The 25,238-nt window shown below is 53.1% G+C and carries 22 protein-coding genes; 16 read left to right on the top strand and 6 right to left on the bottom strand.

The window, feature by feature from the left end; translation table 11 throughout:
• Window positions 1-178: 178 nt before the first annotated feature.
• From KIH39_RS13140 to KIH39_RS13130, 3 genes are all read left to right on the top strand, one after another.
• Complete coding sequence (locus KIH39_RS13140) at window positions 179-2,521, top strand: PQQ-binding-like beta-propeller repeat protein (protein WP_213493699.1); 2,343 nt, start codon at window positions 179-181, stop codon at window positions 2,519-2,521.
• Window positions 2,522-2,588: 67 nt separating this feature from the next.
• On the top strand, window positions 2,589-4,319 hold the full coding sequence (locus tag KIH39_RS13135) for an outer membrane protein assembly factor BamB family protein (protein WP_246539289.1): 1,731 nt from the start codon (window positions 2,589-2,591) through the stop codon (window positions 4,317-4,319).
• Between the two features lie 169 nt (window positions 4,320-4,488).
• Entirely contained in the window at window positions 4,489-7,290 is a 2,802-nt protein-coding gene (locus KIH39_RS13130) for an LPS-assembly protein LptD (protein ID WP_213493698.1), read from the top strand.
• 41 nt (window positions 7,291-7,331) lie between these two features.
• Here the strand turns inward: KIH39_RS13130 and KIH39_RS13125 are convergent, their stop codons facing one another.
• Window positions 7,332-7,514 carry a YegP family protein gene (locus tag KIH39_RS13125; RefSeq protein WP_213493697.1) on the bottom strand — a complete coding sequence of 61 codons (183 nt, stop codon included), beginning with the start codon at window positions 7,512-7,514 and terminating at the stop codon, window positions 7,332-7,334.
• A 171-nt stretch (window positions 7,515-7,685) separates the two neighbouring features.
• Here KIH39_RS13125 and KIH39_RS13120 point away from each other — a divergent pair, with 171 nt between their 5' ends.
• Genes KIH39_RS13120 through KIH39_RS13110 form a run of 3 tightly spaced genes read left to right on the top strand, consistent with a single transcriptional unit; the run spans window position 7,686 to window position 9,912 of the window.
• Window positions 7,686-8,555: an ATP-grasp domain-containing protein gene (locus tag KIH39_RS13120; RefSeq protein WP_213493696.1), complete on the top strand. Its 870-nt coding sequence runs from the start codon at window positions 7,686-7,688 to the stop codon at window positions 8,553-8,555.
• Complete coding sequence (locus KIH39_RS13115; protein WP_213493695.1) at window positions 8,552-9,415, top strand: triphosphoribosyl-dephospho-CoA synthase; 864 nt, start codon at window positions 8,552-8,554, stop codon at window positions 9,413-9,415. Before KIH39_RS13120 ends, KIH39_RS13115 begins: the two co-directional genes overlap by 4 nt.
• A 5-nt stretch (window positions 9,416-9,420) precedes the next feature.
• Entirely contained in the window at window positions 9,421-9,912 is a 492-nt protein-coding gene (locus KIH39_RS13110; RefSeq protein WP_213493694.1) for a 6-pyruvoyl trahydropterin synthase family protein, read from the top strand.
• Between the two features lie 7 nt (window positions 9,913-9,919).
• Here the strand turns inward: KIH39_RS13110 and KIH39_RS13105 are convergent, their stop codons facing one another.
• On the bottom strand, window positions 9,920-10,591 hold the full coding sequence (locus KIH39_RS13105; protein WP_213493693.1) for a HisA/HisF-related TIM barrel protein: 672 nt from the start codon (window positions 10,589-10,591) through the stop codon (window positions 9,920-9,922).
• A 133-nt stretch (window positions 10,592-10,724) separates the two neighbouring features.
• Between KIH39_RS13105 and KIH39_RS13100 the strand changes: the two genes are divergently transcribed.
• Together KIH39_RS13100 and KIH39_RS13095 are read left to right on the top strand one after the other, a co-directional pair.
• Window positions 10,725-11,024, top strand: coding sequence for an FmdB family zinc ribbon protein (locus tag KIH39_RS13100; RefSeq protein ID WP_213493692.1), 300 nt, complete (start codon window positions 10,725-10,727; stop codon window positions 11,022-11,024).
• 5 nt (window positions 11,025-11,029) lie between these two features.
• The gene (locus KIH39_RS13095) at window positions 11,030-11,419 is read left to right on the top strand and encodes a hypothetical protein (RefSeq protein ID WP_213493691.1); all 390 of its coding nucleotides are present in this window, start codon (window positions 11,030-11,032) and stop codon (window positions 11,417-11,419) included.
• Here the strand turns inward: KIH39_RS13095 and KIH39_RS13090 are convergent.
• The 4 genes from KIH39_RS13090 to KIH39_RS13075 are packed head-to-tail and all read right to left on the bottom strand — an operon-like array spanning window position 11,413 to window position 15,540.
• Window positions 11,413-12,465, bottom strand: a complete 1,053-nt coding sequence (locus tag KIH39_RS13090) for an ADP-ribosylglycohydrolase family protein (protein WP_213500184.1) — start codon at window positions 12,463-12,465, stop codon at window positions 11,413-11,415. The two genes, KIH39_RS13095 and KIH39_RS13090, sit on opposite strands and share 7 nt — an antisense overlap.
• A 7-nt stretch (window positions 12,466-12,472) precedes the next feature.
• Window positions 12,473-14,038: a GH3 family domain-containing protein gene (locus KIH39_RS13085; RefSeq protein ID WP_213500182.1), complete on the bottom strand. Its 1,566-nt coding sequence runs from the start codon at window positions 14,036-14,038 to the stop codon at window positions 12,473-12,475.
• Window positions 14,039-14,050: 12 nt separating this feature from the next.
• Window positions 14,051-14,701, bottom strand: a complete 651-nt coding sequence (locus KIH39_RS13080) for an rRNA adenine N-6-methyltransferase family protein (protein WP_213500180.1) — start codon at window positions 14,699-14,701, stop codon at window positions 14,051-14,053.
• Window positions 14,698-15,540: an alpha/beta fold hydrolase gene (locus KIH39_RS13075; protein WP_213500178.1), complete on the bottom strand. Its 843-nt coding sequence runs from the start codon at window positions 15,538-15,540 to the stop codon at window positions 14,698-14,700. The genes KIH39_RS13080 and KIH39_RS13075 overlap by 4 nt, the downstream gene beginning before the upstream one ends.
• Window positions 15,541-15,828: 288 nt before the next feature.
• Here KIH39_RS13075 and KIH39_RS13070 point away from each other — a divergent pair, with 288 nt between their 5' ends.
• The 8 genes from KIH39_RS13070 to ilvB all read left to right on the top strand — a co-directional run bounded on the left by KIH39_RS13070 (window position 15,829) and on the right by ilvB (window position 25,235).
• Window positions 15,829-17,646: a hypothetical protein gene (locus tag KIH39_RS13070; RefSeq protein WP_213500176.1), complete on the top strand. Its 1,818-nt coding sequence runs from the start codon at window positions 15,829-15,831 to the stop codon at window positions 17,644-17,646.
• 59 nt (window positions 17,647-17,705) lie between these two features.
• Window positions 17,706-19,349: a formylmethanofuran dehydrogenase subunit A gene (locus tag KIH39_RS13065; RefSeq protein WP_213500174.1), complete on the top strand. Its 1,644-nt coding sequence runs from the start codon at window positions 17,706-17,708 to the stop codon at window positions 19,347-19,349.
• A gap of 96 nt (window positions 19,350-19,445) precedes the next feature.
• Complete coding sequence (locus tag KIH39_RS13060; protein ID WP_213500172.1) at window positions 19,446-19,793, top strand: P-II family nitrogen regulator; 348 nt, start codon at window positions 19,446-19,448, stop codon at window positions 19,791-19,793.
• On the top strand, window positions 19,790-20,110 hold the full coding sequence (locus tag KIH39_RS13055; RefSeq protein WP_213500170.1) for a hypothetical protein: 321 nt from the start codon (window positions 19,790-19,792) through the stop codon (window positions 20,108-20,110). The genes KIH39_RS13060 and KIH39_RS13055 overlap by 4 nt, the downstream gene beginning before the upstream one ends.
• A gap of 86 nt (window positions 20,111-20,196) precedes the next feature.
• Entirely contained in the window at window positions 20,197-20,673 is a 477-nt protein-coding gene (locus KIH39_RS13050) for a MarR family winged helix-turn-helix transcriptional regulator (protein ID WP_213500168.1), read from the top strand.
• A gap of 16 nt (window positions 20,674-20,689) precedes the next feature.
• Window positions 20,690-21,946, top strand: a complete 1,257-nt coding sequence (locus KIH39_RS13045; RefSeq protein ID WP_213500166.1) for an NAD(P)/FAD-dependent oxidoreductase — start codon at window positions 20,690-20,692, stop codon at window positions 21,944-21,946.
• A gap of 12 nt (window positions 21,947-21,958) precedes the next feature.
• Window positions 21,959-23,389: a cation:proton antiporter gene (locus tag KIH39_RS13040; protein ID WP_213500164.1), complete on the top strand. Its 1,431-nt coding sequence runs from the start codon at window positions 21,959-21,961 to the stop codon at window positions 23,387-23,389.
• Window positions 23,390-23,477: 88 nt separating this feature from the next.
• Window positions 23,478-25,235 (top strand): biosynthetic-type acetolactate synthase large subunit, encoded by a 1,758-nt coding sequence (ilvB, locus tag KIH39_RS13035; RefSeq protein ID WP_213500162.1) that lies wholly within the window; start codon window positions 23,478-23,480, stop codon window positions 25,233-25,235.
• The last annotated feature ends 3 nt before the right edge of the window (window positions 25,236-25,238 follow it).

Genomic DNA, 25,238 nt, shown 5'->3' with positions numbered 1-25,238 from the left:
AAGTATAAGTATTGGAGCGAAATTCGCCAGTGGGGGTTCGCAACTACCCGATATCTTCGATCTAGCTGAAGATCTTTGTAAGACCTTCATAGCACCATGGTAGATTCCTGTATTCCCGCCGGTATGATAATCTACATTGAATCCGCCGAACTCGCCGCACTTTGGTGAAAGGAAGTATATGTCTCGTTTGCTAATCGTCTTCTGTTGGCTTTGCAGCGCTACCTTGCTGCAGGCCGACGATTGGACCCACTGGCGCGGACCGAATCAGACAGGCTCCGTCGACGCCAAAGGGCTTCCCGATGAATGGGATCCCCGCACGGTTGGCAAAAACAACCTGATTTGGAAACAGCCCTACGGCTGCCGTTCGACACCTATGGTCATGAACGGGCGAGTTTTCATCATCAGTGCGAAGGGCGAAACACTCGATGTCCCCACCGATGCCGAAAAGCAACTCATCGGCGAACGAGTCGTTGCATTTGATGCCGCCAAGGGCACCGTACTCTGGGAAAAAGACTTTAACGTCTTCCACACCGATATTGTCGTGAATCGACTCGGCTGGGCGCCCGTAGCCGGCGATGCCAAAAACGATCTCGTCTATACCCATTCCACCGCAGGTTTTCTGCACTGCTTCAAAGGTTCAACCGGTGAACATGTCTGGACTCGACAACTCACGGAAGAACTCGGTCGCGTCTCCGGCTACGGTGGCCGTATCGGTGGCGGTCCGATTTTCGATTCGGGCTTGGTTATTGTCGGGATCGTGAATGGCTCCTGGGGCAACCACGCCATCGGAACCAATCGCTTCGTGGCATTCGATGGGTTAACCGGAAAGATTGTTTGGTACGGTGAGACCCCCGCTCAAGGGGTAAAAGGGACCTATTATTCCAATCCCGTTGTGGCGGTGATCAACGGCGAACGGCTTCTCATTACCGGTGCGGCCGATGGCGGTGTGCACGCTTTCCAGGTTCGTACCGGCAAGCGTGTTTGGAGCTATCACTTTGCGGCCGGTGTAATTAACCCTTCGCCGGTCGTCGATGGCAATTTTGTCTGGATTTCCCATGGGGAAGAAAATCCAACCGGTTCGGACATTGGAAAAATCATTTGTCTGGACGCATCGAAAGTCGAAGATGGCAAACCGAAACTGGTGTGGGAATATACCAAAGGCGTACGTTGGGGGTTAGCCTCGATGGCCTATGCCGATGGTAAACTCTATGTTCCGGATGATGGTGCAAAACTCTTTTGCTTCGATGCCAAGAAGGGCGGCAAAGAGCTCTGGAAATACGCCTATGGCACGACTTCCCGAGGCGCACCACTCGTTGCGGACGGCAAACTCTACATCTCGGAAACCATTGGCAAGTTTCACATCATCAAGCTGAAGCCGGGTAAAGAAGCACCGGATGACGCTGAAACTCACACCACCAATTTTAAAGTTCGTCCGAAAGCTAAAGGCTTCGTGGAAAGCAACTCCACTCCCAGTATCGGCGATGGCGTGATCTATCTCGCGACCCGCGATGAGATTTATTGTATCGGCACCGGGCAGGGCACTGCACCGAAGGGTAAGCCTCAGGCTCAAGAAGCTCCCGGGGAACAGAAGGTGGCTCAGGTCGCCCTCTTCCCTGCCGAAGTTACTGTAAAACCTGGCGAAAAGATCAACTTTGAAGTCCGACTCTTCAATGCGAAAGGACAGCCAATTCTCACCCGGCAGGCCTTTCCGATGGAATGGTCCTTACCACAACCTCCGATGCCCAAGGGGGCAACGACAGCTCCCCCGCCGCTGGATGCTCAACTCGATCCGGCTACGGGAACGATCGCGATCAATCCGAAAAAACCGGCACAGCAAGGATATGTTGCGGTAAAAGTTGAAGGAATTGAGGGCCGCGCAAGAGTACGCGTTGCTCCGCAAATTCTTTACAAACAGGATTTCGAGATGGTGCCGGTGGGTGGTGTCCCGGCGGGTTGGGTGAACACTCAGGGCAAATTCCGCGTGGTCGAACTCAACGAAGACGGCAAGAAGAACAAAGTGCTCTTCAAAGTGAACAACGACAGCCGACCGCCGATTTCCCGAGCCAATGCGTACATTTCTCAAACTGACATTTCGGACTACACGATCGAAGCGGATATCAAGGGATTGGAAGCTAAGAAAAAGCTCCCCGATATGGGTGTTGTCAACGGACGGTATCTGTTGATTCTGGACGGCAAGACCGACGAAAACGGCCATCGCGAACTTCGACTAACCTCTTGGGAAGCGTTGCCTCGCATTAACATTCAGAAGGAATTCACCTGGAAATCGGGAGTCTGGTACCACACCAAACTGAGCGTTGAAACCAAGTTGGGAGTGGTGAAAGCGAAAGTCTGGCCCAAGGGAGAACCCGAACCGGCTGAGTGGACGATTGAGTTCACCGATCCGATGCCCAATACCGGCGGAGCGGCGGCCCTTTACGGCTATATCTCCAACGCGGAGGCCGACTCGCCGGGCGGAGAAATTTACTACGATAACGTGATGATCACGCCGTTGAAAAAATAAAGAAGGTGAGGTGCTGCTTCCCGGCAGTGCCTTGATTCTCACACGAATTTTCAAGGAAACCGGATTTATGAGCGTTATATATGATTTGCGTCGGTGGATAGCGGGCTCTGCCTGCTCGATGGCGGTGGGGTTTGGCGTGTGGTTTGCCATTCAGCACACGGGTCAGGCCTCTTCCGCCGAGATCGGCATTCTTCCTGCATCCGCCGAGCGAGTGAACTTGCAGGGGACCAGCGATCACCCCATGTTCGGTGGGACGCCTAATCACAATATGGTGAACCCGATCGATACCGACATCCCCTCCAAATTCGAAGTGGGAGACGCGATCTGGAAGTCGGCACTGGGCTCCCGCGCTTATGGCGGGCCGACCATTGCCAACGGCCGCATTTTCGTCGGAACCAATAACGAGAACCCGCGAAACAATCGCGATATCGATCCGACGAACAAGCAACCGGTCGATAAAGGTATTCTCATGTGCTTCGAGGAAGCCACCGGAAAGTTCCTCTGGCAATCGGTTCATGATAAGCTGCCGTCCGGTCAGGTACACGACTGGCCGCGCGAAGGGCTATGCTCCACACCGACGGTGGTCAAAGACCGGGTGTACTATACCACCAACCGCTGTACGGTCGTTTGTGCCGATGTCGACGGCTGCACCAAGGGTGCCGAAGGCGCGGAGAAACAGAAGTACAAAACTCCGACGGACTCCAAGATCGTTTGGGAATTCGACATGATGAAGGAACTGAACGTGTTCCCTCACAACATGTCGGATGGCTCTCCGCTGATTATCGACGATATGCTTTTCCTGGTCACTGCAAACGGCGTGGACGAAGGCCACATCAATATTCCGTCACCCGAAGCCCCCAGCTTCATCGCTTTGAACAAAAACAGTGGCAAGCTAGTTTGGAAAAGCAACTTGCCCGGCAAGCACATTATGCACGGGCAGTGGTCCAATCCGGTCTACGGCGAGATCGGTGGCGTCAAACAGGTGATTTTCCCGGGCGGCGACGGCTGGCTTTACAGCTTCAAGCCCGACACCGGAGATCTGCTTTGGAAGTTCGACGCCAATCCCAAAGATTCCAAATACGACTTGGGCGGTAAAGGCACTCGAAGCGATTTCATCGGAACACCAGTAATTCACCAGGGTAAAGTCTTCATTGGTACGGGTCAGGATCCCGAGCATTTCGAGGGCATTGGCCACTATTGGTGCATCGATCCCACCAAGGGCGGGAAAGGGGTAGTCGATCTCTCCCCCGAACTGGTCACAGATGGTTCGGTGTTCCCACCGAAGACCAAACCGAACCCGAACAGCGCGGTGGTCTGGCATTACGGGGGTGCGGAAAAGCGAGCCAACGCCAAACGCGATTACGTTTTCGGTCGGACCATGAGCACCGCCTGTATCATCGACGATGTTCTCTACATTTCCGAGCTGGCCGGGTATCTCCATTGTCTGGACGCGAAAACGGGTAAGAAGTTCTGGCAATTTGACGTGAAGTCGGCAATCTGGGGATCTGCCTACTACGTCGATGGGAAAGTCTTCATTGGGAATGAAGATGGCGATCTCTTCGTATTCAAGCACAGCAAGCAACCCAAGGACATGGACGAAGTCGAAATCGCATCCCAAATAGCCGATGAGAAAGCTGCAGGTAAAAAATTGATTGAAGTCCGTAAAGCAGTCGAAAAAGAGTATCTCCTGGCCAAAATCGAGATCGGCGAGCCGATTCGGAGTACTCCCGTGGTTGCAAACGGAGTGCTTTACGTGATGACCGAGAAGAACCTTTTCGCCTTCGGCAAGAAGAAGTAATCTCCCAGATTCTGTCTTTTGCCTGATTTTGCAAATAAGCGAGAGCCGCTCCTTCCCGGAGCGGCTCTTCGCCTTTCGATTGACCTTTTTGCTTCATCTTGACACTTTTTTCTACAGACCGTATTCCCACGCCAGATTGAAACTAACTGAGGCGCAGCAGGGAGGCAGCGTGGGTTGGCGAACCGCGTTTATTGGAGCTGTGTGCACTTTCGTGCTCGCAGGGTTTGGGAATCCGGCCTCGGCTCAGGATCCTGTCCTTCCGCGCTTCGTAGAACCAATTCCGATCCCCTCCAACGATTCGAACTCACAATCCAGATCCTCTCAATCCTCGCAAGTTAACACCCCGGTGCCCGGGATTACGACGGCCGCCCCACCTTCGGGAAATGCGACCATACCCGTGTCTCCGCCGGTTACGCCGGCCCAGAGTGCGATTCCTCTTCCCACGGGAGCAACTCGCTTGCTGCAGTTCGGGATGCGAACTTCGCGAGGCTTCAACATCAAGTACGTTGATGGACCGCAGGGACAGCAGATTGCCATCCTGACGGGTGGGATCAAAATGTTCGCCACCTTCATCAAGGGGGACAAGAGCACCTTTCTCGATGTTCAAGCCGACGATGTGGTTGTATGGCTCAAAGGGGGACAAATCGACGAGTTGATTAATTCATCGACTCCACAGCCGGCGGGCAACGAGCGGGAAATTGAAGTTTTCATGTCGGGTAATGTCATCGTCCGGTACGGCAACTCCACGGAGAAGAAGAATGCGGATGGCACCCCGCAAGAAGATAAGACCATGCGAGCCGACAAGGTTTACTACGATGTGAGTAAAGATAAAGCGATCGCGGTCAATGGCGTATTGCAATTCTTCCGGCAGGGGCTCCGCGATCCGGCAGTGATTAAGGCACGAGAAATTCTGCAATTGTCGCCGACGGAATTCCGGGCTCAAGCCGTTCAGATGTCCTCCAGCAGTCTACCGTCCGATCCGGGCGTTAGCATGAACGCCCAGACCGTGGACATTGTTCAGGAACCGGACATTCGCCGAAATATTTTCGGCAACCAATACTACAACCGCTTGTTGCAGCAGGATATCACTTCACCGGAGACGCTTTTTGAAGCGCAAAATGTGACGCTGCAGGCGATGGAGTATCCGTTTTTCTACGTGCCCTACATGGCAGGTAACGTGAATCGACCTCTCGGGCCGCTGGAAAGTGTTGCGTTCCGAACCGACAAGATCTTCGGTACCCAGATTCTCACGACCTGGAGCGTCCTCGACCTTCTCGCCATGACTCCGCTCCCCGGCGAACGCTGGGATCTGCAAGCGGATTACCTGAGCGATCGGGGGCCGGCCCTGGGCACCAGTTACAGCAATCGCGGCGACAAGTTTTACGGCATGGATATGCCGTTCATGACGGAATTCAAAGCGTATGGGATTTACGATCAGGGGCATGACAAACTGGGTGGGCCGCGCGAGAACGATTTTGAGCCTTCGCAATATCGAAGTCGAATATCCTGGAAAGGTCAGCTGGAAGTCACGGAAGAGTTGACGTTCATGGGTCAGATCGCTCATCTGAGCGATCCGCGCTTTCTGGAATCTTACTACAAGCCGGAATTCGATTCGGGCGATAACCTCGAATCCTTCGGCTACCTGAAATATCAGGATGGCATCGGTGCAGTCTCCGTTCTGGGTAAGGCGAATTTCGATCGCTTCTGGGTTACCGAAACCAACTGGTTGCCTAAAGCGAGTGGCTACTGGCTCGGCCAATCGTTCTTCGATACCTTCACATATAACGCCTGGGGCAGCGCGGGTTACGCCCAGTTGAATCCGGCCCGTACAACGCTTTCGCCATTCTCTCCACCGGGGCAGATCAATACTCTGCCGTTTCCCTACGAGCCTACCGATCAGAAAACCAGCACGGGTCGCTTCGATGTGATGCAGGAAATCAGCTTGCCTTTCAATGCCGGACCTGTGAAAGTCGTCCCGTATGCGAAGGTCGATCTGGCCTACTACAGCAATGACTTACAGGGGCAGGATGTCGGCCGGTTTTACGGTGGCGGCGGGGTGCGAACGAGCCTGCCGATGTCGCAATTGTACTCCGACGTCGAAAGTGAATTGCTCAACCTGAACGGTTTGAATCACAAAATCACTTTCGGTGCCAACTACTTCAACGCCTGGACCAACGTGGGGCATGATCAACTTCCCCAATTGGATCGGTTGAATGATGACGCGACAGATATGGCCTTGCGGGATATCCATCCCTTCCAGACGGCTTATGTGCCGGGATATAAGGGCTATGCTCTGGCCAACTCGCCTTATTACGATCCGCAGACTTATGCGGTCCGACGGCTTTTGGATACCAGCCCGGATACCTTGGATAGCATTCAAATTTTGCAATTGGACGTGAATCAGCGATGGCAGACCAAACGCGGCTACCCGGGGATGGAGCATACCGTCGACTGGTTGACCTTAGACCTGTCGGCAAGTATCTTCCCCGATAAGAACAGGGATAACTTCGGTCATAATGTCTCGTTCCTGGAATATGATTCCTACTGGTACGTCGGCGACCGGACGGGCATTACCTCCAGCGGTTGGTTCGATCCGTACGATCCAGGGGTGAGTTATTGGAATATCGGAACGTATCTCAATCGGCCCGATCGCACCAGCTTCTACATCGGCTACCGTCAGTTCGACCCGGTGCGTTCCAAAGCCTTGACCGCCAGCGTGCAATACGTGTTCAGTCAGAAGTATTCAATCATCGCAAGTACTACCTACGACTTCGGCCTGAATCAGAGTCTGTCCAACACTCTGATGTTCTCCCGAACGGGTACGGACTTGACGATCAATTTCGGCTTCAATTACAACGCGATCCTCAATAACTTCGGCTTCCAGTTTGAAGTGGTTCCCAACCTCTTGGCAAGTCGCGGTACTGGCTCCGGCTTATTTGGACCGGCCGCCGGGGGCGGAATTGGGCGATAATAATCCTGGTAGAATCCAGCGAAAAAAATCGATTCGAACTATCACTTCTTGATATCTTCCACTGGGGCTTTTTTCCCCTCGGTTAGGATCAGATCGATTCCATGAGTGCAATGATTCTTGCTCTTGTAGCCTTCACTGGAAACGGCAATAATCCGTCCGTTAGTGGCTACGAAGCGCCAGCGGAACTCTCCCGCCTTATCCTTGTAGACTTCAAATTTCGCCATTATACACTCCAATCATATAAGTGGATATTAATTTGTTGCGAGGCTCCCCTCGTTTCATCCTGTAGAGTTTAACCCGCTATTTTTGGAAGTGAATTAAATTCTTACATTTTTCCGCTGAAGCCAATTTTGAAGTGGGAGAGTCGAAAGACTCAATTCCGCTATGAAAAAGGGATGGAAACCATTGGGATAGTATCTTCCGGCCGGGGCTGGCACGTTCGCGACCTGTTGCGCGCCGCCGGGGAGCTCAGGATGGAAGTGAAACAGTTCTCACACGAAAGTTTGCAGGCTTCCGTGGTCCAGCGAAAATTGCCTGGGAAATCAATTGACGCTTTTGCGAATTGTCTGGCTTTAATCGTTCGAACCATGCCGCTCGGATCCCTGGAACAGGTGATCTTTCGCATGAACGCGCTTTACCAGCGAGAGCTCGCCGGTTGCTCGGTTTACAATCGGACTCGATGCCTGGAAATTTGTATCGATAAGTATCTGACTCTGGTCATGCTGGCGAAAGCCGGAATTTGTGTGCCGCGAACTCATGTCTCCCAAACGGCGGAGGCAGCTATGGAGGGGTATGAAATTCTCGGACAGGAAGTGGTGATCAAGCCGATATTTGGCTCGGAAGGACGGGGAATTTTACGTGTGCACGATCCCGATTTAGCCTGGCGGACTTTCCGAACCCTGGAGCGTTCGCAAGCTGTCATCTACCAGCAGGAGTTCATTCCACATCCGGGCTACGACATCCGCGTTTTCATACTGGACGGTCGAGTACTGGCTGCCATGAAAAGATCCTCCCAGACCGACTGGCGAACCAATTGCTCCCGTGGTGCGGTTTCCGAAGTGGTAAAACTCTCCGCGGCACAGGAAGAACGCGCTATTCGGGCCGCGCATGCCGTTCAAGGCTGGGCGGTTGGCGTAGATATTCTGCAATCTCCCTCGGGTGAAGAATTCGTTCTCGAAGTCAATGCCGTTCCCGGCTGGCGGCATATCGCCCCAACCTGCGGCGTCGATGTCGCGAAGGAAATGCTGAAAGCGATCCGAAAATGATTCAACTGAATTTGGAACAAGCCGTATTTACCGCATGCCTTTGGGAGGCGACGGCTCGCAAAGCGGGAAATGTACATCGATACCGGGATTTCGACGACCTCACCTATCTCGACTTCGTCCAGAGTGCTCACGCAATCGCCCCTGTGATTGCCAATATGGTCGATGCTCCCATAGGGGAAACGGTACTCGAATGCATCAAAGCCACTCGAAGAGTCGTGAATACAAACACGAATCTGGGGATAGTCCTGCTTTTAGTACCACTATCCAAAGTTGAAATATTCGAATCGGAATATCTATGGAAGCTTTTGTCGGCGACAACTGTACAGGATGCCGAAAACGTCTATCAGGCGATACGCCTCGCCAGCCCTGGAGGGATGGGGAAAGTCGAGGATCAGGACGTTGCAAAACCCCCGACCCTGAATCTTCAGGCAGTGATGCAGATGGCCAGCGATCGAGATGGCGTGGCCGCACAGTATCACGAAGGCTGCAATTTCATATCCGTGATTGGGGCATCCGGATTCTTTACGGGATGGCTTGCGCAGGGCCTGACAATGGAGCAGTCAATTCTCGAACTTCAACTCATCTTTTTAGGTGTAGGAGATACATTGATTCGAAGAAAAGTCGGGAAGGAGAGAGAGAACGAAATTGCCCGCAAAGCTTACGAACTATCGATGTCTGATCTTCAATCCGCAGCAAATCGCCTGCGATATCGCGAACTCGATGCCTACCTTCGCTCCGAAGGTAACAGGCTCAATCCCGGAACTACCGCGGATCTCATCACCGCTTCCTTGTTCGTCTGGCTCCGGACAAATAAGGTAGACTTGACGATACCATTTACCTGGACTGAATATTCGAATTGAGAACGATGGCAACCGAACGCTACACCGTCCGCGTCACGAAAGACTACCTCGTGTTCTGCTCCGGGCATTTCATAACTTATGATGGGGATCAATGCGAACGGCTGCACGGCCACAATTACCGGGCGGCCATTGAACTCGAAGGGCCGCTCGATCCCAGCTATTACCTGTTCGACTTCGTGACGCTGAAAAATATTGGCCGTCGGTTAACGGATGAGCTGGATCACTTCATGATGTTGCCGACAAGGAATCCGCACATCAAAATCAAAGAGGTCGGTCCTCAAGTCCATGTTTCCTACAAGGATCGGGAATGGGTATTCCCTCGAAGTGAATGCGTTCTTCTGCCGATCGAAAATACTACTGCCGAATTGCTGGGAAGATATCTGGCCGTCAAGCTGCTCGAAGAGCTCGAGCAGAAGCACCATTTCGTACCCGATGTTCTTCGAGTCGAGATCGAAGAAAGTTTCGGTCAATCCGCCACCTACGAATGGCGCAAATAGTCGAATTCTAATGCCGCGGCCGGATGGAACCGTCGTGCAGAGCCGAAGCCACCAGTACTCCTGCCAGGCCCAAAGGTTCCAAACGATTAATATCCTCGTGGCTTCGAATGCCGCCGCCCAGCATCAACCGAAGTGCCGGATATTTGTTTCTAAGTTTCTGAGCCAGGGGCTCCGTGTTGAGTCCCAGTCCGGTTCCCACTCTCATGAGATCCAGAAGTAACAATTCCCGATAGCCCGCTTCAACCGCTCGAAAGGCAATTTCCAAGGGATCTTCCGGCCAGCGCGGGTCAGCTCGAAGGGGAAATCCGTTTCGGAGGTCGAGCGAAAAAATTGCCGTATCCTCTTCAGCTTGGAATTCCTTCAGCCATTCCAAAGCATGGATCGTTCGCGTGGATGGGATATCCAGACCGGCTGGTCCTGCATCGAGCCAGAAGTGGATATCTCGCCGAATCAAGGCCTCGTAGAGTGCGGTATTTGGTCGCTTCCCCGAGATTGCATCGAGATCAGCTATATAAACTGCCGGCGGGGCATAAAGATCCCAAAGTTTTTGAGCAACTTCGAGGGGATCCGTGGATTCGGTCCAGACGCTTTTGAGAGGCAGGTAATTCGCTCGGTTCCCAGCAATACCGTGTACGACGATCCCATTCTGGATGTCGATAACCGGGATAAGCGGAATCATCGGTTTAATCCTACCGAATCATTAAATGGATCGCCTGGGTTGCGAGCCAGTCTTGCAAGGTCGAAGTCGTTGATACCAGATGTGGTATAATAGAAGTAAACCAATATCACTCTACTCCCGGAGGTAGATACCGATGCCCCTTTATGTTTATCAAGTCATCGAAGCCGATGGTAGCGAAGGTGAAGTTTTTGAGACCCTCCAGGGCATGAGCGAAGCACCCTTAACCCAGCACCCCGAAAATGGCAAACCTGTTCGTCGGCTGCTTTCTGCTCCGCGAATCGCCGGAAAATTTACAGATATCGGGGCCGGTTCGCTGGCTCCTAAGAATTTGACGAATCTGGGTTTTACGCAGTACAAAAAAGCGGGAGGCGGCTACTACGAAAAAACGGCGGGCAGCGGACCCGATGTCATTTCCCGGGACGATGTGAACTGATTTTTATGACTCCAACGGAAGCCATCGGCGAACTAAACGGTGTACTTGCCCACCTTTGGATGATTCGCACCTTTCTGAAGCATGCGGAAGAAATTCAGGACGATGCAGAAATGCTGGAAGTTCCCCGGACGCTTTACGATTCGATTCGCGCGGTAGAACCCTCTTTTTTGTCCGGCGATTACGCCAAATATCTGCGTCGCTTACGGGGGAAATTACCTAAGCTTCGGAAGGTAGCCGACTACTACTCGGCAAACTACAAGAATTTCTCGCCGCATACGAATTATGAAATGGCCGCGCAATCGCTCAATGCAAGTCTCAAGCGATTGGAAGATATTTTCGCTCAATTGAAACTGGAAACGGTAAATGAAGTCACGGTAGATACAGAAGATCAATAGGGCGGCAGACACCTTCGAAAAATGTGCACCAGTACTACTGCCAGGAATATCAGGTTTCGGGGCAGGGTTGCCAGAACGCTAAAGCTCCGGCGAGCAGTTATCTTTGAGTCCGCTTTATTAGCCAATTCCTCCCCCAATTTCTCCATCCAGGCGAGGTCTCGGGGCCAAGCAAGAATCTTTAGCCATTCTCGGGGAATCCCGTCTTTGCCGACACGGGCTCCAATAATCCCACCGAGAATCGCCGCGGTGGAATCGGCATCGCCACCTAAAAGTATGATTTCCTGAATGGCCCTGCGATAATCCGTGGGATGACTCAGCCATACATGAAGTACCATGGGAACCGTGTGGTACATGTAGCCGGTAATTCCCGCCGACAAATTTTCCGAATGAGCGAATCGCTCCGTTTTTTCGCCCAATCCGACGCTATCGATCACTTGCTGCAAGCTAGTCAGTAATTCTTCGGCTTCCGAACCGCCCGTTAAAGCTTTCAGATCGTTCAGTAGCAGTCGGCCATCGCACTGCAGGTCAGCACTTTGCCGCGCGGCCAGGGCTATGGCCAAGGCTCCCCACTCGGCTTTGGGATCGGTATGGGTGATTCGCGTCGAGAGGCGAACAAACTCTGCAAGTTGCTGTTTATCGGAGAGGAGTACTCCGAGAATGGCGGACCGCATGGCCGGTCCATTCCCAGCGGAATAGACCCCGCTGGTTTTAACCCCAAAGCCCAACCAACTCTTGAAAAGGGCCAGAGCGGTGGCTTTACCGACACCTGCGGGCAGGCTGAGGAGCCAAAAACGCAGTCGGCGCGACAGAAGCCTCAAAAATAGTTCGGGATTTTGCTGGGAGAGCAGCAGCGACTCTGCGACGAGACAAGTGTGGTCGGTATCATCCGATACCATTCCGTAGCCGAAGAGGAATCGCTGTCTTAGCGGAACTCCCAGGATTCGAGCGGCCCTTTGAGGAGTTAGCCCTTCGTAAGGCAATCCCAGGGAATCGCCTGCCGCGGTTCCCAGAAGGCAGCCGATTATAGCCCGGGAATCAGAGGGCATGTGGCATCTATTGGTCGAGCCACTGATGGGACGAAAACCAACTGCGCATGGATTCGGTCAGTTTCCCGGTGTTATCCATCCGGGGGACTTTGTGCTGGGGCGGTCGTTTGCCGTGGGCCAGCATCCATTCGAGAAAGCCGTTCTCCTTCACGATATCGACCACCGGTAGACGCATGGTGAGGTTGTTTTTCCGGTGGGCTTCGTAATCCTCGTTTATGTTTTTGAGATAGTCATCGAAGATTTTGATGAAGCTGTTCATGTCCTTCGGTTTACGACGAAATTCGATCAGATAGCGATGCGTGCCCGGTTCCGATGGGTCGGTCGAGAAGATCGGCCCAACGTGGAAATCGGAATAGACGGCATCGGTTTGCCGCGCAGCCTCTGCGATCGCTTTTTCGATCTCTTCGCTGATAAGGTGTTCGCCAAATGCGGAGAGGAAATATTTCGTTCGACCACTGAATCGCAGGAGGGGAGGATCCCGTTTTTCGAAGACGACTGTATCGCCCAGCAGGTTAGCCCACATCCCTGCACAACTGGTCAACACAACTGCATAATTCACGCCCGTTTCAACTGTTGCCAGGGTATGGCGGGTCGGATTGTCTTTGCCGAGTTCGTCGAAAGGAATGAATTCGTAAAAGATTTCGCAGTCGGGAATTACTCGCAGCAGTTTATAGCGAGGGTCTTCGGTGGCAATGTACCCTTCGGAACTCGGGTAAGTATCCACGAATTGGACCTGATCGCTGCCGATTTCTTTTTGGAACAGTTCGCGATAGGGATCGAAGCGAGTTCCACCGTGGATCACTAGCCGTAACAGCGGCCAGATGTCGGCGATGGTATTCTTGCCGGTGACTTTTTTGAGTCGATCGAAGAGAAACAGAATCCAGGAAGGGACGCCACTGATGGCGGTAATCGGCTCCCGGGCCGCCGCTTCGGCCAGTTTCTGAACCTTGGTTTCCCAGTCGGGAATCCGAGCGAGTTCCATGGGCGGAAACGTATAGGGGCGAATTCCCTGCCAGACCTCTCGTGCGGCGACAGCCGAGAGATCGCCTGCCCGGCTGCCGTCGGCTAGTTCCTTCATGTCGGTGTTACCACTCAGGAAGAAAACTTTGCCGTTGAAAATCCGGGATTCCGGGTACGCATTCTTAAAAAATGACAGCAGAGTGAACGCCGCTTTTTTGTTGGAGGCAATCATCTGATGCGAGATCGGAATATACTTGGTGCTGCCGCTGGTGGTACCCGAAGAAAGGGCGTAATACGGGATCTTGTCCGGCCAAGTCAGCCCTTCCAGGCGTGGGTAAGCGTCTTTCCAGTAGCGGTCCCAGAAGAATTCATACTCCCGAACCGGGACGTTTTTTTGAAACGTTTCAATCGAGTTGATTTCGTGAAAGCGGTGATCGCGGGCGAATAATGTGCCGGAAGCGTAACTCACCAGTCGGAGTAAGGTTTCCTGCTGGACTTCAGGAACCTTCATCTCGTCGAGCTTTTTGACTCGACGTCGGGAGTATTTCAGCAATCCGGTTTCGGCAACTCGGCGCGATACCAGATTACCGGTCAATAGTTCGATGAATTTCAAGGTCTAGCGATCTTACGAGGCATTGGAAAATCGGAAACCCTGGCAGAAGTAGACGCCTGCAGGAGGGAAGTTCAGGGGCACCAGATCGAATTTCACCGTGCCAAAATACTTCTTGTACAGCCGACGGTAGACCCAGGGCATTACAGTCAACTGCCGAAAGGTACCATTAGGGCCCAGGACTCGCATGGAGGAGGCCATAATGTCGTAGCGGATGTTTTCCGGAATTGAGGGCAGCGGAAGACCCGAAACTACGTGATCGGCGGTCTCCAAACCTCGCTCGGCCAGAATCTGATCGAGTCGGGCCGCATCTCCTTCGATAATTTCCGCATTGGGATTTTGCGAGGAGGGGAACCGTTCCCGGAGCCGATTGCAGAAATCGGCGTCTTTCTCGATGATCAGAAGCTTGGTGTGCGGTTTAACCCGCTTGAGGAGTTCCTGGGTGATGGGGCCTGTGCCGGCACCCAATTCGACGATGCACTTGGCTTTATCGAAATCGATCCCTTTGATGATTTTTCTCGAGAGAAATCTCGAACTCGGGATCATGGTGGCGATCTTGGACCCGTGCTTGCGGAATTTCGAGAAAACCAGCCACCAGTCAGAAAGTGAAGATTTGCCCAACTTCTTGGTTCCGTTGTTAGGAGAATTTGTGGAGCCGGGGATCATGAATGTACTCGGGAAGGTTTCTTAATCAACAGTTGTAGCATTGTCTGCTTACAATTTGGACGCGGGTGAGTCAAGAAATGGATGACTAATCGGTTAATATAGGCCGATTTTTCAATTTGCGGGGCATGGCCGCAGTTGGGGATTTCGATGTACTGACCCTTGGGAATTTCCTGGGCTGCCCGGGCCCCCTCTTTGGGATCGACAATGCGGTCCAGTTCTCCAGAGACGAAAAGTGTCATGGGCTTCAGTAATTTCAGCTGTTCTCGCACAGAATGGTCGTTGGTACCTTTGACTGTACGGATAAAGCCCTTCTTCCACTTCTTGCTGGAGAACATTCTGCGGTAATATTTCAGCAGGCCTTTTTCGAGGTTGCGCGTACTGTTGAAGACGCTGCGGACCAAGGATTCATGATCGTTGTGTCGGACGCCTTCCATGATCGGAAGTTGCTCAACATCCCCCATCCCGGACGGGCAGATGAGAACTACGCGGCCGACCAGTTCGGGGTAACGTACAGCAAATTCCACCGCAACCTTACCGCCCAACGAGCTGGAGACGAGGTGGTAAGGCGGATTCTGCACAAACTGATCTAGGTAGAGTTTTAATTGCTCGACCAGGTAATCGACGGAAATCGGTAAACCGTCGTTAATGCGTTTGTGAAAAGCATCGCCCTCGTACGCGAGGATATTGGGCTTATGGACTTCGAAATAGCGAGCCCAATGTTTCGCATTGCGAAACCAGGACTCATGCTGCTCGGCCAAGCCGTTCAGAAGTACGAGATGCGGCTTACGGCCATAACGTCTGGGTCGCAATCCGGAAAAGAGTTCTTTGAGAGTCGGCATAACAGTCGCACACCTAGGCGGCTACAGTTACGAATAGTTCGTAGGACTTACTCTATAGGATAGTTCACGAGTCAATTGTCGCAAGCAAATTTTTCCGTTCCCCGTCAACTCTCTGGCTTTCCGTCTTTAGCCAATCTGATGAAATCCTACAAATTTAACTTTAAAATGGGTAACCTCTCCGGATTAATTCGATTTTCCTTCAAGTCTATCGCCAGACGCGGACGATGAAGGATGCGGGCAGAATCCGTCCCGCGCCGAGCTGTAGGTGTATTGCCGAAGGGGTCCGAAGTGAAACTCAACCGAACATCCTTGTCGCAGAAGCGACCCGTTCGACGGTTCAGCGCTTTGACTCTTTCCACATGCTTACTGCTCTCTTCCTTATCCTGGGCTGATGAGAAGCCACCCGCGGCCATTCTTTTGAAGCCCCAGGCCAAAAGCAAGTACGTCGATCCGCTGCCGCTCGATCTGTCCGAATTCCCTGGCGATGTGAAACCAGCCAGCGATAAATCAATTCCCAGCCTCATCACTCCGGATGCGGGAAGCGATCCTAAGACTATTCCCGCGAAACTGGAAGATTTGCAGCCACCGCCGACTAAGCCTAAAGAGGAAACCAAGGCAGATTCAGCGCCGGCGAAGACGGCCTTTGAACTAAAGCCGATTCCACCCATTCCGCCGAAGACCACCCCTGGGGCGCCCGCACTGATACCGAGTTCGACGAATATCTCGACGAAAGATTTACTCAACGATTATCCGCCAATCCGCGATATTCAGAAGCTGGAAAACCCGCAGTCCACTCCGGCTACACCTCTCACGAGTTCCGTTACGAAACCCGCCACGAGCCCAGTCACCACTGGAATGCCCAAGCCGAACTCGGTGGTTCCCGTGGAAGAAGGTTTCTTCGGTAAGGGGATGGGCATCGCTCAAACGCGCTGGTCGATCTATGAAGAGCGGATGGGTGGCAATGCGCCCATCCAACTTCTCACCAACGGTACGCGTTATGTTCCGCCGAGCAAATCGGAACTGGCTGTACCAAATCAGCCGACTCAATCCCAGCAGACTATCGTCGTGGTGGAATCGCGATCGAATGGTCCAGCGGCCGATCAGGCCACGGGTTTGAAGGCACCGGTCTCTCCACCCCCGCCCGCCAGCACGGTAAAATCGCCGTCGCTCGGTGTAATCCTGACTCAAAGCGAGCCCCAGCTGCCGCCAGGCATGCCGAGCCGATTACCGGATACGGTTCCGTCCGTTGAGGCGGTGGAAGTAGCTAAACCTGCAGTTGCTCTTCCCAAATCGGCTCCTGTGGCCGGACCTCGTCAATCGACCTTCTTGCCCGGGACTCTCGTTCCTTCCTCGGGAGGTGGCATTCTCACGTCGCCGGAAATCGTTTTACCAGAAGTTAAAGCGGCCGAAACGAAATCATCCAGCTCCGTCTTGGAATTGCCGAAAGTCAGTAAACCTGCGGTGGTTGAAAGCCACACTTTCAGCGCCATCACAAGTGAGAGAATTGCAGAGCCTTCGATCAATCCAACAGCCGTGCTCAAATCCGCACCAAGCGATTGGACGGCGGTTCCCGAAAAAGACAGGCCCGAAGCGCGAGTGATTACAGCTCCTGTTGGCCAGAATCGCGTCATCGGTTCGCCTACAGCTTCTCCCGCACAGGGCAATCGGGCTCTGGCGATCTTCCAGGCGGACGACAGAACCGTGCGTTGGCAGCCAGCCATCGAACCGACGGCTCCCCAACCATCAGCTGCGGCCGCAAATGCGACTCGACTCAATAACGCGGCTGCCGATATCGCGAAGCGGCCCGCGCAAGAATCAAAAGTCATTCCAGCCAGCATGACCAGCAAGCCGCAACCTTCGGCACCGGAAGTGTTACCGGCACTCAATACCACCTACACGCTGATGCCATGGCAGTGGGTGGAAAAGATCCGCACCGTAGCTGGGCCAAGTGCTCAGAATCTGGTAGCGTTGGTCAGCAACAAGGGCGAAGTAAAAATCAAATTTGATTGCCGAGATGCCACGGAAGCCCAAGCGATCGCAGGCCGGATTTCTTCGATCGCCGAATTTCGAAAACTCAGTATCGATTTCGAAATTAATGCGCATTAAAGCGTAACCGATCCGGGCTTACACGCAGCGAATTCTGAAACAATCCATAATACAACTGCATGTCTCTTTTGCGCATTGCGAATGGCACGGTGTACGATCCCGCCAACGGGATCGATGGCATAGTGTCCGACATCTGGGTAGAAGCAGGTAAGATTGTCGCTCCGCCGCGCGGCCGGAAAAAGGCCACTCGAACTATTGATGCCTCCGGGCAACTCGTTTTTCCCGGCGGCATCGATATGCACAGTCATATCGCCGGACCCAAGGTGAATTTCTCCCGAAAGATGCGTCCGGAAGATCGCCGGAATGCCGTCTATCCAAAAACCGACCTGCTCCGTTCGGGTACAGGCGGATCGACGCCTACCACATTTACAACAGGCTATCTTTACGGGGGCCTGGGTTATACCACGGCCTTCGATGCGGCCATCCCACCCTTGGGAGCCCGCCACGCTCACGAGGAGTTTCGCGACACGCCCGTAATCGACAAGGGATTTTTCATTCTGCTGGGTAACAATCACTATGCGATGAAACTGATTGCGGCCCAGGAGCAGGAAGTGCTCTCGGCATACGCGGGTTGGCTGTTGAACGCGACCAAGGGCTATGCCCTGAAAATCGTCAACCCCGGCGGGGTGGAGCGATGGAAACAGGGGGCCGGACACGATACACAACTCGATACGGTTGTGGACGGCTTCGGCATTACTCCCAGACAAATTATTACTGGTGTTGCCCAAGCGGCCATCGACCTGAATTTGCCCCATCCGGTTCACATCCATGGCAATCAGTTGGGGATAGCCGGGAACTGGCGAACCACTCTCGAAACGATGAGAGCTCTGGAAGGTCGCCGGGCCCACCTGACACATGTTCAGTTTCACAGTTATGGTGGCGAGCCGAACGGTGAAGGTTTCTGCTCGCGAGTGTCCGAGTTAGTCGATTATGTGAATTCCCATCGGAATATCAGCATCGATGTCGGTCATGTGAATTTTGGCAAAACGACTTCGATGACCGGAGACGGTGCGCTCGGATATTTCCTGCATCGAGTGACGGGCAAAAAGTGGTTCAACAGCGAAACCGAGTGCGAGGCCGGCTGCGGCATCGTTCCCATCGAATATAAGCAGCGCAGCCTCATCCACGCTTTGCAATGGATCATCGGTCTGGAGTGGTATCTGCTCATGCAGGATCCCTGGCGGATCGCCATGAGTACCGATCATCCCAATGGCGGGGTGTTCCTCGCATACCCCGAGATGATTCAACTGCTCATGAGTCGGGATTACCGTCGAGAAGTCCTCACCAAACTTCCGGCGAGTATTGCAGGTCGATGTGTGTTACCGAGCCTCGAACGAGAATACACTCTCAACGAGATTGCAATTATCACACGAGCTTCCCCGGCCAGACTTCTAGGTCTGAAGGATAAAGGGCAACTCGGAGTCGGCGCCGACGCGGATATCACCCTATATTCGCCGCATCCTACCTGGAAACAAACTTTCGAGCTGCCTCGCATGGTCCTCAAAGCGGGCGAAATCGTCTGTGAGAACGGCGAATTTCGACACATCCCCTTTGGGCTGCTGCATGCCGTGAATCCCAGCTTTGATGACGGCTGGCTGGCGCATTTTCGGAACTGGTTTCAGGACAACTATTCGATTCAATTCGATAACTTTGCCGTAGATGATAGCTATCTGCAAGAAGGCGTCGTATTGCAAAGCTGTTAATTCACATTCCAATCCCGATTTCGAGATAGTAAGCTTTCAAGGATTGCCTGTTGAGATTCCCAGCTGAATCCCGCGACTAATTGGAGTGGTTGGAGCATGAAACTGATCCTGGCGATTATTCAGCCGCAAAAATTGGAAGCGGTGAAGGAAGCCCTCAACAAGGTTGAAGTGTTCCGCTTAACCATCGTTGATGTCCAGGGCTTTGGTCGGCAAAAAGGCAGATCGGAAATGTTTCGCGGCCATGAAGTGGCCACGAATCTGGTGCGTAAAGTGCAACTTCAGATCGCCGTGAACGAAGATTTCGTGGAACCGACGGTGAATGCCATCATGGAAGCGGGGCGATCGGGTGTGGAAGGTCGCATCGGGGACGGTAAAATTTTCATACTGCCTCTGGAAGATGTGATCCGAATTCGAACCGGCGAACGGGGACCGGAAGCCATATGAACGTTCTGATTCTTTCCGATGACCTGATTGATTCGAGCAAGCTGATCGCCGATGCTCGTCAGCGGGGTAAGTCCGCGATTCAGTGCAGAAGTTACGAAATGCTCAAATCGCTTTTGTCCAATTCCGAGCTAGAGCAGGTAATCATCGATCTGCAGCATCCGCTGTTGCAACTCGAAGCTCTGATGAACGAATTTTCTCTGCTCTCCGGCAAGCCGGAGGTCATAGCCTACGGCTCGCATGTCGATGCAGAGCGGCTGAAATTAGCCCGTAGCCTGGGGTGCCAGCAAGTCTTCACCCGGAGCCAGCTTTTAAAATAAGAATATTTTTACAGAAAGAATCTGATTCCACCGCTGAACAATAATTGTCTGGACAACTATCTGTCGAACGACTATATATTAAGTACATGGAAGCTCAGATATCCAAACTGCGATACGACTCCGCGGAGCAGGAGGTCTACCTCAACCTGTGGCGGACCTACGACCGATTGCGGGCTTACGAGGATGCCTTGTTTGCGCGGTTTGATTTGACGCCGCAGCAGTACAACGTGTTACGGCTATTGAAAGCGGAGCATCCTGAGCCGGTGGCGACTCTGACGATTGCCGAGCGATTGGTCTCTCGGGCTCCGGATATCACGCGAATGCTGGATAAGCTCGAGGCGAGGAAGCTGATTAGCCGTCAGCGGTCCGAGACGGATCGCCGTACAGTGCACATTCGCATCACGTTGAATGGGATTGCTTTGCTCGATCAGATTTCCGAGCCGTTGCGGGAGTGCCATAATCAGCAGCTTGGGCATCTGAATAAGAGTCAGTTGAAGCAGTTGGTGGAGCTATTGAAGCTCGCCCGGCAGCCGCACGAAGATTCGAATAATACCTGGCGATAATTTCTGGAGAGCTTTTATGATACCGGCCTCGCAAACCCAACCCGATGTCATCGTAATTGGTGGCGGTCCTTCCGGAACTACCGCAGCGACTCTTATTGCTCAAAAGGGTTATAAGGTCGAGATTTACGAACGCGATCATTTCCCACGTTTTCACATTGGGGAATCGCTGATACCTCAGACGTATCACACCCTCAATCGACTGAAGATGCTTCCCAAAATGAAGGGCAGCCATTTCATCAAGAAGTACAGCGTCCAGTTTGTGACTGAACATGGCAAGATTTCGGAGCCGTTCTACTTCCACGAGAATAAGGATCACGAATCCTCACAGACCTGGCAGGTGCGCCGCAGCGAGTTCGACCTGTTGATGCTGAATAATGCACGGGAGCAGGGTGTTACCGTTCACGAAGGCGCACGCGTTTTGGAAGTTTTGTTCGAAGGTAAGAGGGCCGTCGGAATTCGCGTTAAGCTGGAAGACGGCACCGAGAAAGAAGTTCGAGCCCAAGTTGTCGTTGATGCCAGTGGCCAGAGCTCTATGATCATTAGTCGGCTGGGGCTCCGGGAGTGGGATCCGATTTTGAAAAAAGCCGCGATTTGGACTTACTGGAAAGGGGCCTACCGGGATGTCGGCAAGGATGAAGGGGCCACCATTGTCCTCCAAACCAAAGGCAAGAAGGGTTGGTTCTGGTATATCCCCTTGCACGATGACATTTTGAGCGTTGGGGTGGTGGCGGGTTACGACTATCTCTTCAAGGATCGTGACACCAAAGACTACGAGACGATTTACAACGAAGAAGTGGCGAACTGTCCCGGTTTGCAACCGCGCATCGCCAATGCCACCCGCATTGAAGCCTTCCGGGCCCAGAAGGAATATTCCTATCGAGCGAGTCAGGCCGGTGGGGATGGCTGGGTTCTCGTGGGGGATGCGTTTGGCTTCCTGGATCCTCTTTACTCCTCGGGCGTGCTTTTAGCCCTTTGCTCGGGGCAAATGGCCGCGGATGCTGTCTGTGAAGGCTTGGCCAAGAACGATACCTCGGAACATCAGTTGCGCAGCTGGGAAAAAGGCTACGTCCAGGGTATGGAGCGGATGCGCCGTCTCGTCTGCGAGTTCTATGAAGGCTTCAGCTTCGGTCGCTTTATTAAAAAACATCCCGATCTCAAAGGCTTGGTGACGGATGTGCTGATCGGCGACGTCTTCAAAGAGGAAGTTGATGTTCTCTGGCCTTTGATGGATGAATTGAAGGCCGAGCGGAAAGCGGCTCTCGCAGCGAATTGAAACCATTAAATCATGTTCAAGCTGTCGGGCAGTCTGCGAAAATCGATCTTGGTCCCCTTGTTCGCAGGCTGCGTCCTCATTGGTTTGAGCGTCCTGTTATTTCTGGTCATTCGATCCCAGGGAAATCGTCTCGTTGCTCCGGAAATCACTGCGACCACATCACTCATTAGCACCGGGACAGCCGGCAATTTTGATCTCACTGCTCACATTCTTTCGACACTTTCGGCGGTTATTGCGCTGGGCTTCATTCTTGGACGCGGGTTGCGGTTTCTCGGTCAACCGCCGGTAATTGGGGAGGTCCTTGCGGGGATCCTTCTAGGCCCTTCTCTTCTGGGGCTCTTATCTCCGGAAGCGATGCATTACCTGATCCCTGGGCCGGAGACCGATCCCAAAGAGCAGGTTCTGACGGCCTTGAAGGTGATTGCGGAACTTGGCGTTATCCTCTATATGTTCCTCGTGGGATTGGAACTCAATGGCGAAAAACTCCGTCTACACGCTCGCTCGGCGGTCGCGATTTCCAACGTTTCCATTCTGGTTCCCTTTCTCCTGGGGGCAGCTCTCGCACTTTGGATCTACCCGATTCTCTCGGATCGCTCAGTACCCTTTACAAGCTTTGCACTGTTCATGGGTGTGGCCATGTCCATCACCGCCTTCCCTGTGCTGGCAAGAATTCTGACTGACCTGCGAATGGAAAAGACAGATCTGGGAGTCACCGCACTCAGTGCCGCTGCCACGGGGGATGTTACCGCCTGGTGTCTACTGGCTTTGGTAATTGGTGTTGCCCAATCGCAGGTGGAAAATGCGATGTTGGTTCTGGTTTACACGGCATTCTTTATCGGATCCATGTTTGTCCTGGTGCGACCCGTGCTGGAACGGTTTTGTAATTTTCTCGAGAGTAAACCACTTCCCGGGTATGCCATTCCGGTGATATTTGTGGCCATTCTCTTCTCGGCTGGTGTGACTCAGATCATTGGGATTCATGCAGTTTTTGGTGCTTTTTTATTGGGTGTCCTCATCCCCCATGACAGTAAGTTGTCGCGGGAATTCTCTGATAAGCTCACCGATATCGTGACACTGGTTTTCCTGCCCGCCTTCTTCGCGGTGGCGGGGCTGAGTACGCGGATGGATCTCATCGCCGGTAGGGAGTACAAGTTGATCTGTCTGGCGATAATCGTCGTGGCGATAGCTGGAAAGTTTGGCGGCACTTATTTCGCGGCCCGATTTACCGGGCGAGATCGCCGAACCTCGGCGGCTCTCGGGGCTCTTATGAATACCCGCGGCCTCATGGAGTTAATCGTGCTGAACATTGGACTGAGCATGGGTGTGATTTCGCCCGCGCTGTATGCCATGCTCGTTCTGATGGCTCTCGTTACCACGGTTATCACCGCACCGGCCGTCTCTCTGCTTATACCCAAAAAACCGGCGGAAACTCGGACGGTCTGATGAATTTCTTTGCGGTTGCAGTTCTCAATTCTTTTCCGATTTGATAATATTAGTAATCCGAGTCTTTTACAACCTGGAAGGTATTGTGATGGCTGAGAAGAAAAGTGCCGAAACTCCGATGAATGGCGCCGATATACTGGTCCAGTCGCTCATTCGCAATGGAGTGGAAGTCGTATTCGCCTATCCTGGTGGGGCATCGATGCCCATTCACCAGTCTCTGACCAAAGTGCAAAATAAGATTCGCACGATTCTACCCCGGAACGAGCAGGGCGGGGGCTTCATGGCCCATGGCTATGCCCGGACCACAGGTAAAGTCGGGGTCTGTCTGGCAACTTCAGGACCCGGAGCGACGAACTTCGTCACTATCCTGGCCGATGCCAAGATGGACTCCATTCCGGTGATTGCGATCACAGGTCAGGTAAGTACGCCCGTCATCGGCACCGACGCCTTTCAGGAAACGCCAATCGTCGAAGTTTGCCGACCAATTACGAAGCATCATTACCTGCTGCAGAAAACCGAAGATATCACCCGAGTGATGAAAGAGGCTTTCTACATCGCTACTACCGGCCGACCGGGCCCGGTGATTATCGATATTCCCAAGGATCTTCAGCAGAAAGAAATCATTCCCAACTGGGATCCGCCAATGAATCTGCCCGGCTACAAGCCCTTCCGGGCAGCCGAGCGCGGCGAACTCATCAAGATTCTCGAATTGATCCGCAATTCCAAGAAGCCTTTCATCTACGGCGGCGGCGGTGTCGTCGGTTCCGGAGCTTCTGAAGCCCTGAAGCAGTTCGCTTCTTCTACCGGTATCCCCGTCGGTTTGACGCTGCATGGACTGGGCGGATTCCCGGCTGATCATTATCTCTGTCTGCAAATGCTCGGCATGCACGGGACCGTCTACTCGAACATGGCGATCAACGAAGCCGACCTGCTGTTAGCGTTCGGCGTCCGCTTCGACGACCGCGTGACGGGCAAACTCAGCGAGTTTGCCAAACATGGCAAGATCGTTCACATCGATATCGACCCCTCCGAACTGAATAAGAACAAAATCGCCCACGTCGGCATTCACGGCGACCTGAAGGGCGCTGTCGAGGGATTGAATCAACTCCTGCAGGAAGACAGCTTCAAGGATCTCTCCAAGGGCAGCCGCTACGGCGATTGGATGAAGCAGATCGACAAATGGCGGGAAGAAGACCCGATGACCTTCAACGATCGGGAAGATGCGATATTGCCGCAATACGCGATTAAACGTTTGTACGAAATACTCAAAGAGCGCAAGCAACTCGACGAAACGATTATCACGACGGGTGTCGGTCAGCATCAGATGTTTGCAGCCCAGTACTTCAAGTTCAACAAGCCCCGCCATTGGGTTACCAGTGGTGGCTTGGGCACGATGGGTTTTGGATTGCCCTCGGCCATGGGAGCACAGGTCGCCCATCCGTCGAACCTGGTGGTAAACATTGATGGCGATGGCAGTTTCCTGATGAACATTCAGGAATTGGGCTGTGCTTACGCCGAAAAGATTCCAGTGAAGACCCTGCTATTAAACAATCAGCATCTGGGTATGGTGGTTCAGTGGGAGGATCGCTTCCACGGCTCAAACCGCGGGCACACCTATCTGGGTGCGGGGATGGAAAATGAACCGTATCCGAATTTCGTGCAGATTGCCAAGGGCTTCAAAGTCCTGGGAAAAACGATCAGTTCGAAGAAAGATTTGGACGCCGCTCTGGAAGAGATGATCGATTCCAATGGCCCGTTCGTTCTGGACGTGATGGTCCCGCATCAGGAACACGTGCTGCCGATGATCCCAAGCGGCAAGACCGTGAAGGACATCATTAAGGTCTAGTCC

This window comes from Telmatocola sphagniphila, assembly GCF_018398935.1.
GTDB lineage: Bacteria > Planctomycetota > Planctomycetia > Gemmatales > Gemmataceae > Telmatocola > Telmatocola sphagniphila.
The sequence above is the reverse complement of the archived record's forward strand: the minus strand, read 5'-3'. Positions and strand labels throughout refer to the sequence as shown.

Excerpts from the sequence above, each read along its gene's own strand:
- KIH39_RS13055 (WP_213500170.1), top strand. The coding sequence starts at position 19,790 with ATGAACGTTCTGATTCTTTCCGATGACCTGATTGATTCGAGCAAGCTG.
- KIH39_RS13050 (WP_213500168.1), top strand. The coding sequence starts at position 20,197 with ATGGAAGCTCAGATATCCAAACTGCGATACGACTCCGCGGAGCAGGAG.
- KIH39_RS13095 (WP_213493691.1), top strand. The coding sequence starts at position 11,030 with ATGACTCCAACGGAAGCCATCGGCGAACTAAACGGTGTACTTGCCCAC.
- KIH39_RS13120 (WP_213493696.1), top strand. The coding sequence starts at position 7,686 with ATGGAAACCATTGGGATAGTATCTTCCGGCCGGGGCTGGCACGTTCGC.
- KIH39_RS13075 (WP_213500178.1), bottom strand. The coding sequence starts at position 15,540 with ATGCCGACTCTCAAAGAACTCTTTTCCGGATTGCGACCCAGACGTTAT.
- KIH39_RS13060 (WP_213500172.1), top strand. The coding sequence starts at position 19,446 with ATGAAACTGATCCTGGCGATTATTCAGCCGCAAAAATTGGAAGCGGTG.
- KIH39_RS13080 (WP_213500180.1), bottom strand. The coding sequence starts at position 14,701 with ATGATCCCCGGCTCCACAAATTCTCCTAACAACGGAACCAAGAAGTTG.
- KIH39_RS13140 (WP_213493699.1), top strand. The coding sequence starts at position 179 with ATGTCTCGTTTGCTAATCGTCTTCTGTTGGCTTTGCAGCGCTACCTTG.
- KIH39_RS13045 (WP_213500166.1), top strand. The coding sequence starts at position 20,690 with ATGATACCGGCCTCGCAAACCCAACCCGATGTCATCGTAATTGGTGGC.
- KIH39_RS13135 (WP_246539289.1), top strand. The coding sequence starts at position 2,589 with ATGAGCGTTATATATGATTTGCGTCGGTGGATAGCGGGCTCTGCCTGC.
- ilvB (WP_213500162.1), top strand. The coding sequence starts at position 23,478 with ATGGCTGAGAAGAAAAGTGCCGAAACTCCGATGAATGGCGCCGATATA.
- KIH39_RS13065 (WP_213500174.1), top strand. The coding sequence starts at position 17,706 with ATGTCTCTTTTGCGCATTGCGAATGGCACGGTGTACGATCCCGCCAAC.
- KIH39_RS13040 (WP_213500164.1), top strand. The coding sequence starts at position 21,959 with ATGTTCAAGCTGTCGGGCAGTCTGCGAAAATCGATCTTGGTCCCCTTG.
- KIH39_RS13100 (WP_213493692.1), top strand. The coding sequence starts at position 10,725 with ATGCCCCTTTATGTTTATCAAGTCATCGAAGCCGATGGTAGCGAAGGT.
- KIH39_RS13110 (WP_213493694.1), top strand. The coding sequence starts at position 9,421 with ATGGCAACCGAACGCTACACCGTCCGCGTCACGAAAGACTACCTCGTG.
- KIH39_RS13125 (WP_213493697.1), bottom strand. The coding sequence starts at position 7,514 with ATGGCGAAATTTGAAGTCTACAAGGATAAGGCGGGAGAGTTCCGCTGG.
- KIH39_RS13115 (WP_213493695.1), top strand. The coding sequence starts at position 8,552 with ATGATTCAACTGAATTTGGAACAAGCCGTATTTACCGCATGCCTTTGG.
- KIH39_RS13105 (WP_213493693.1), bottom strand. The coding sequence starts at position 10,591 with ATGATTCCGCTTATCCCGGTTATCGACATCCAGAATGGGATCGTCGTA.
- KIH39_RS13090 (WP_213500184.1), bottom strand. The coding sequence starts at position 12,465 with ATGCCCTCTGATTCCCGGGCTATAATCGGCTGCCTTCTGGGAACCGCG.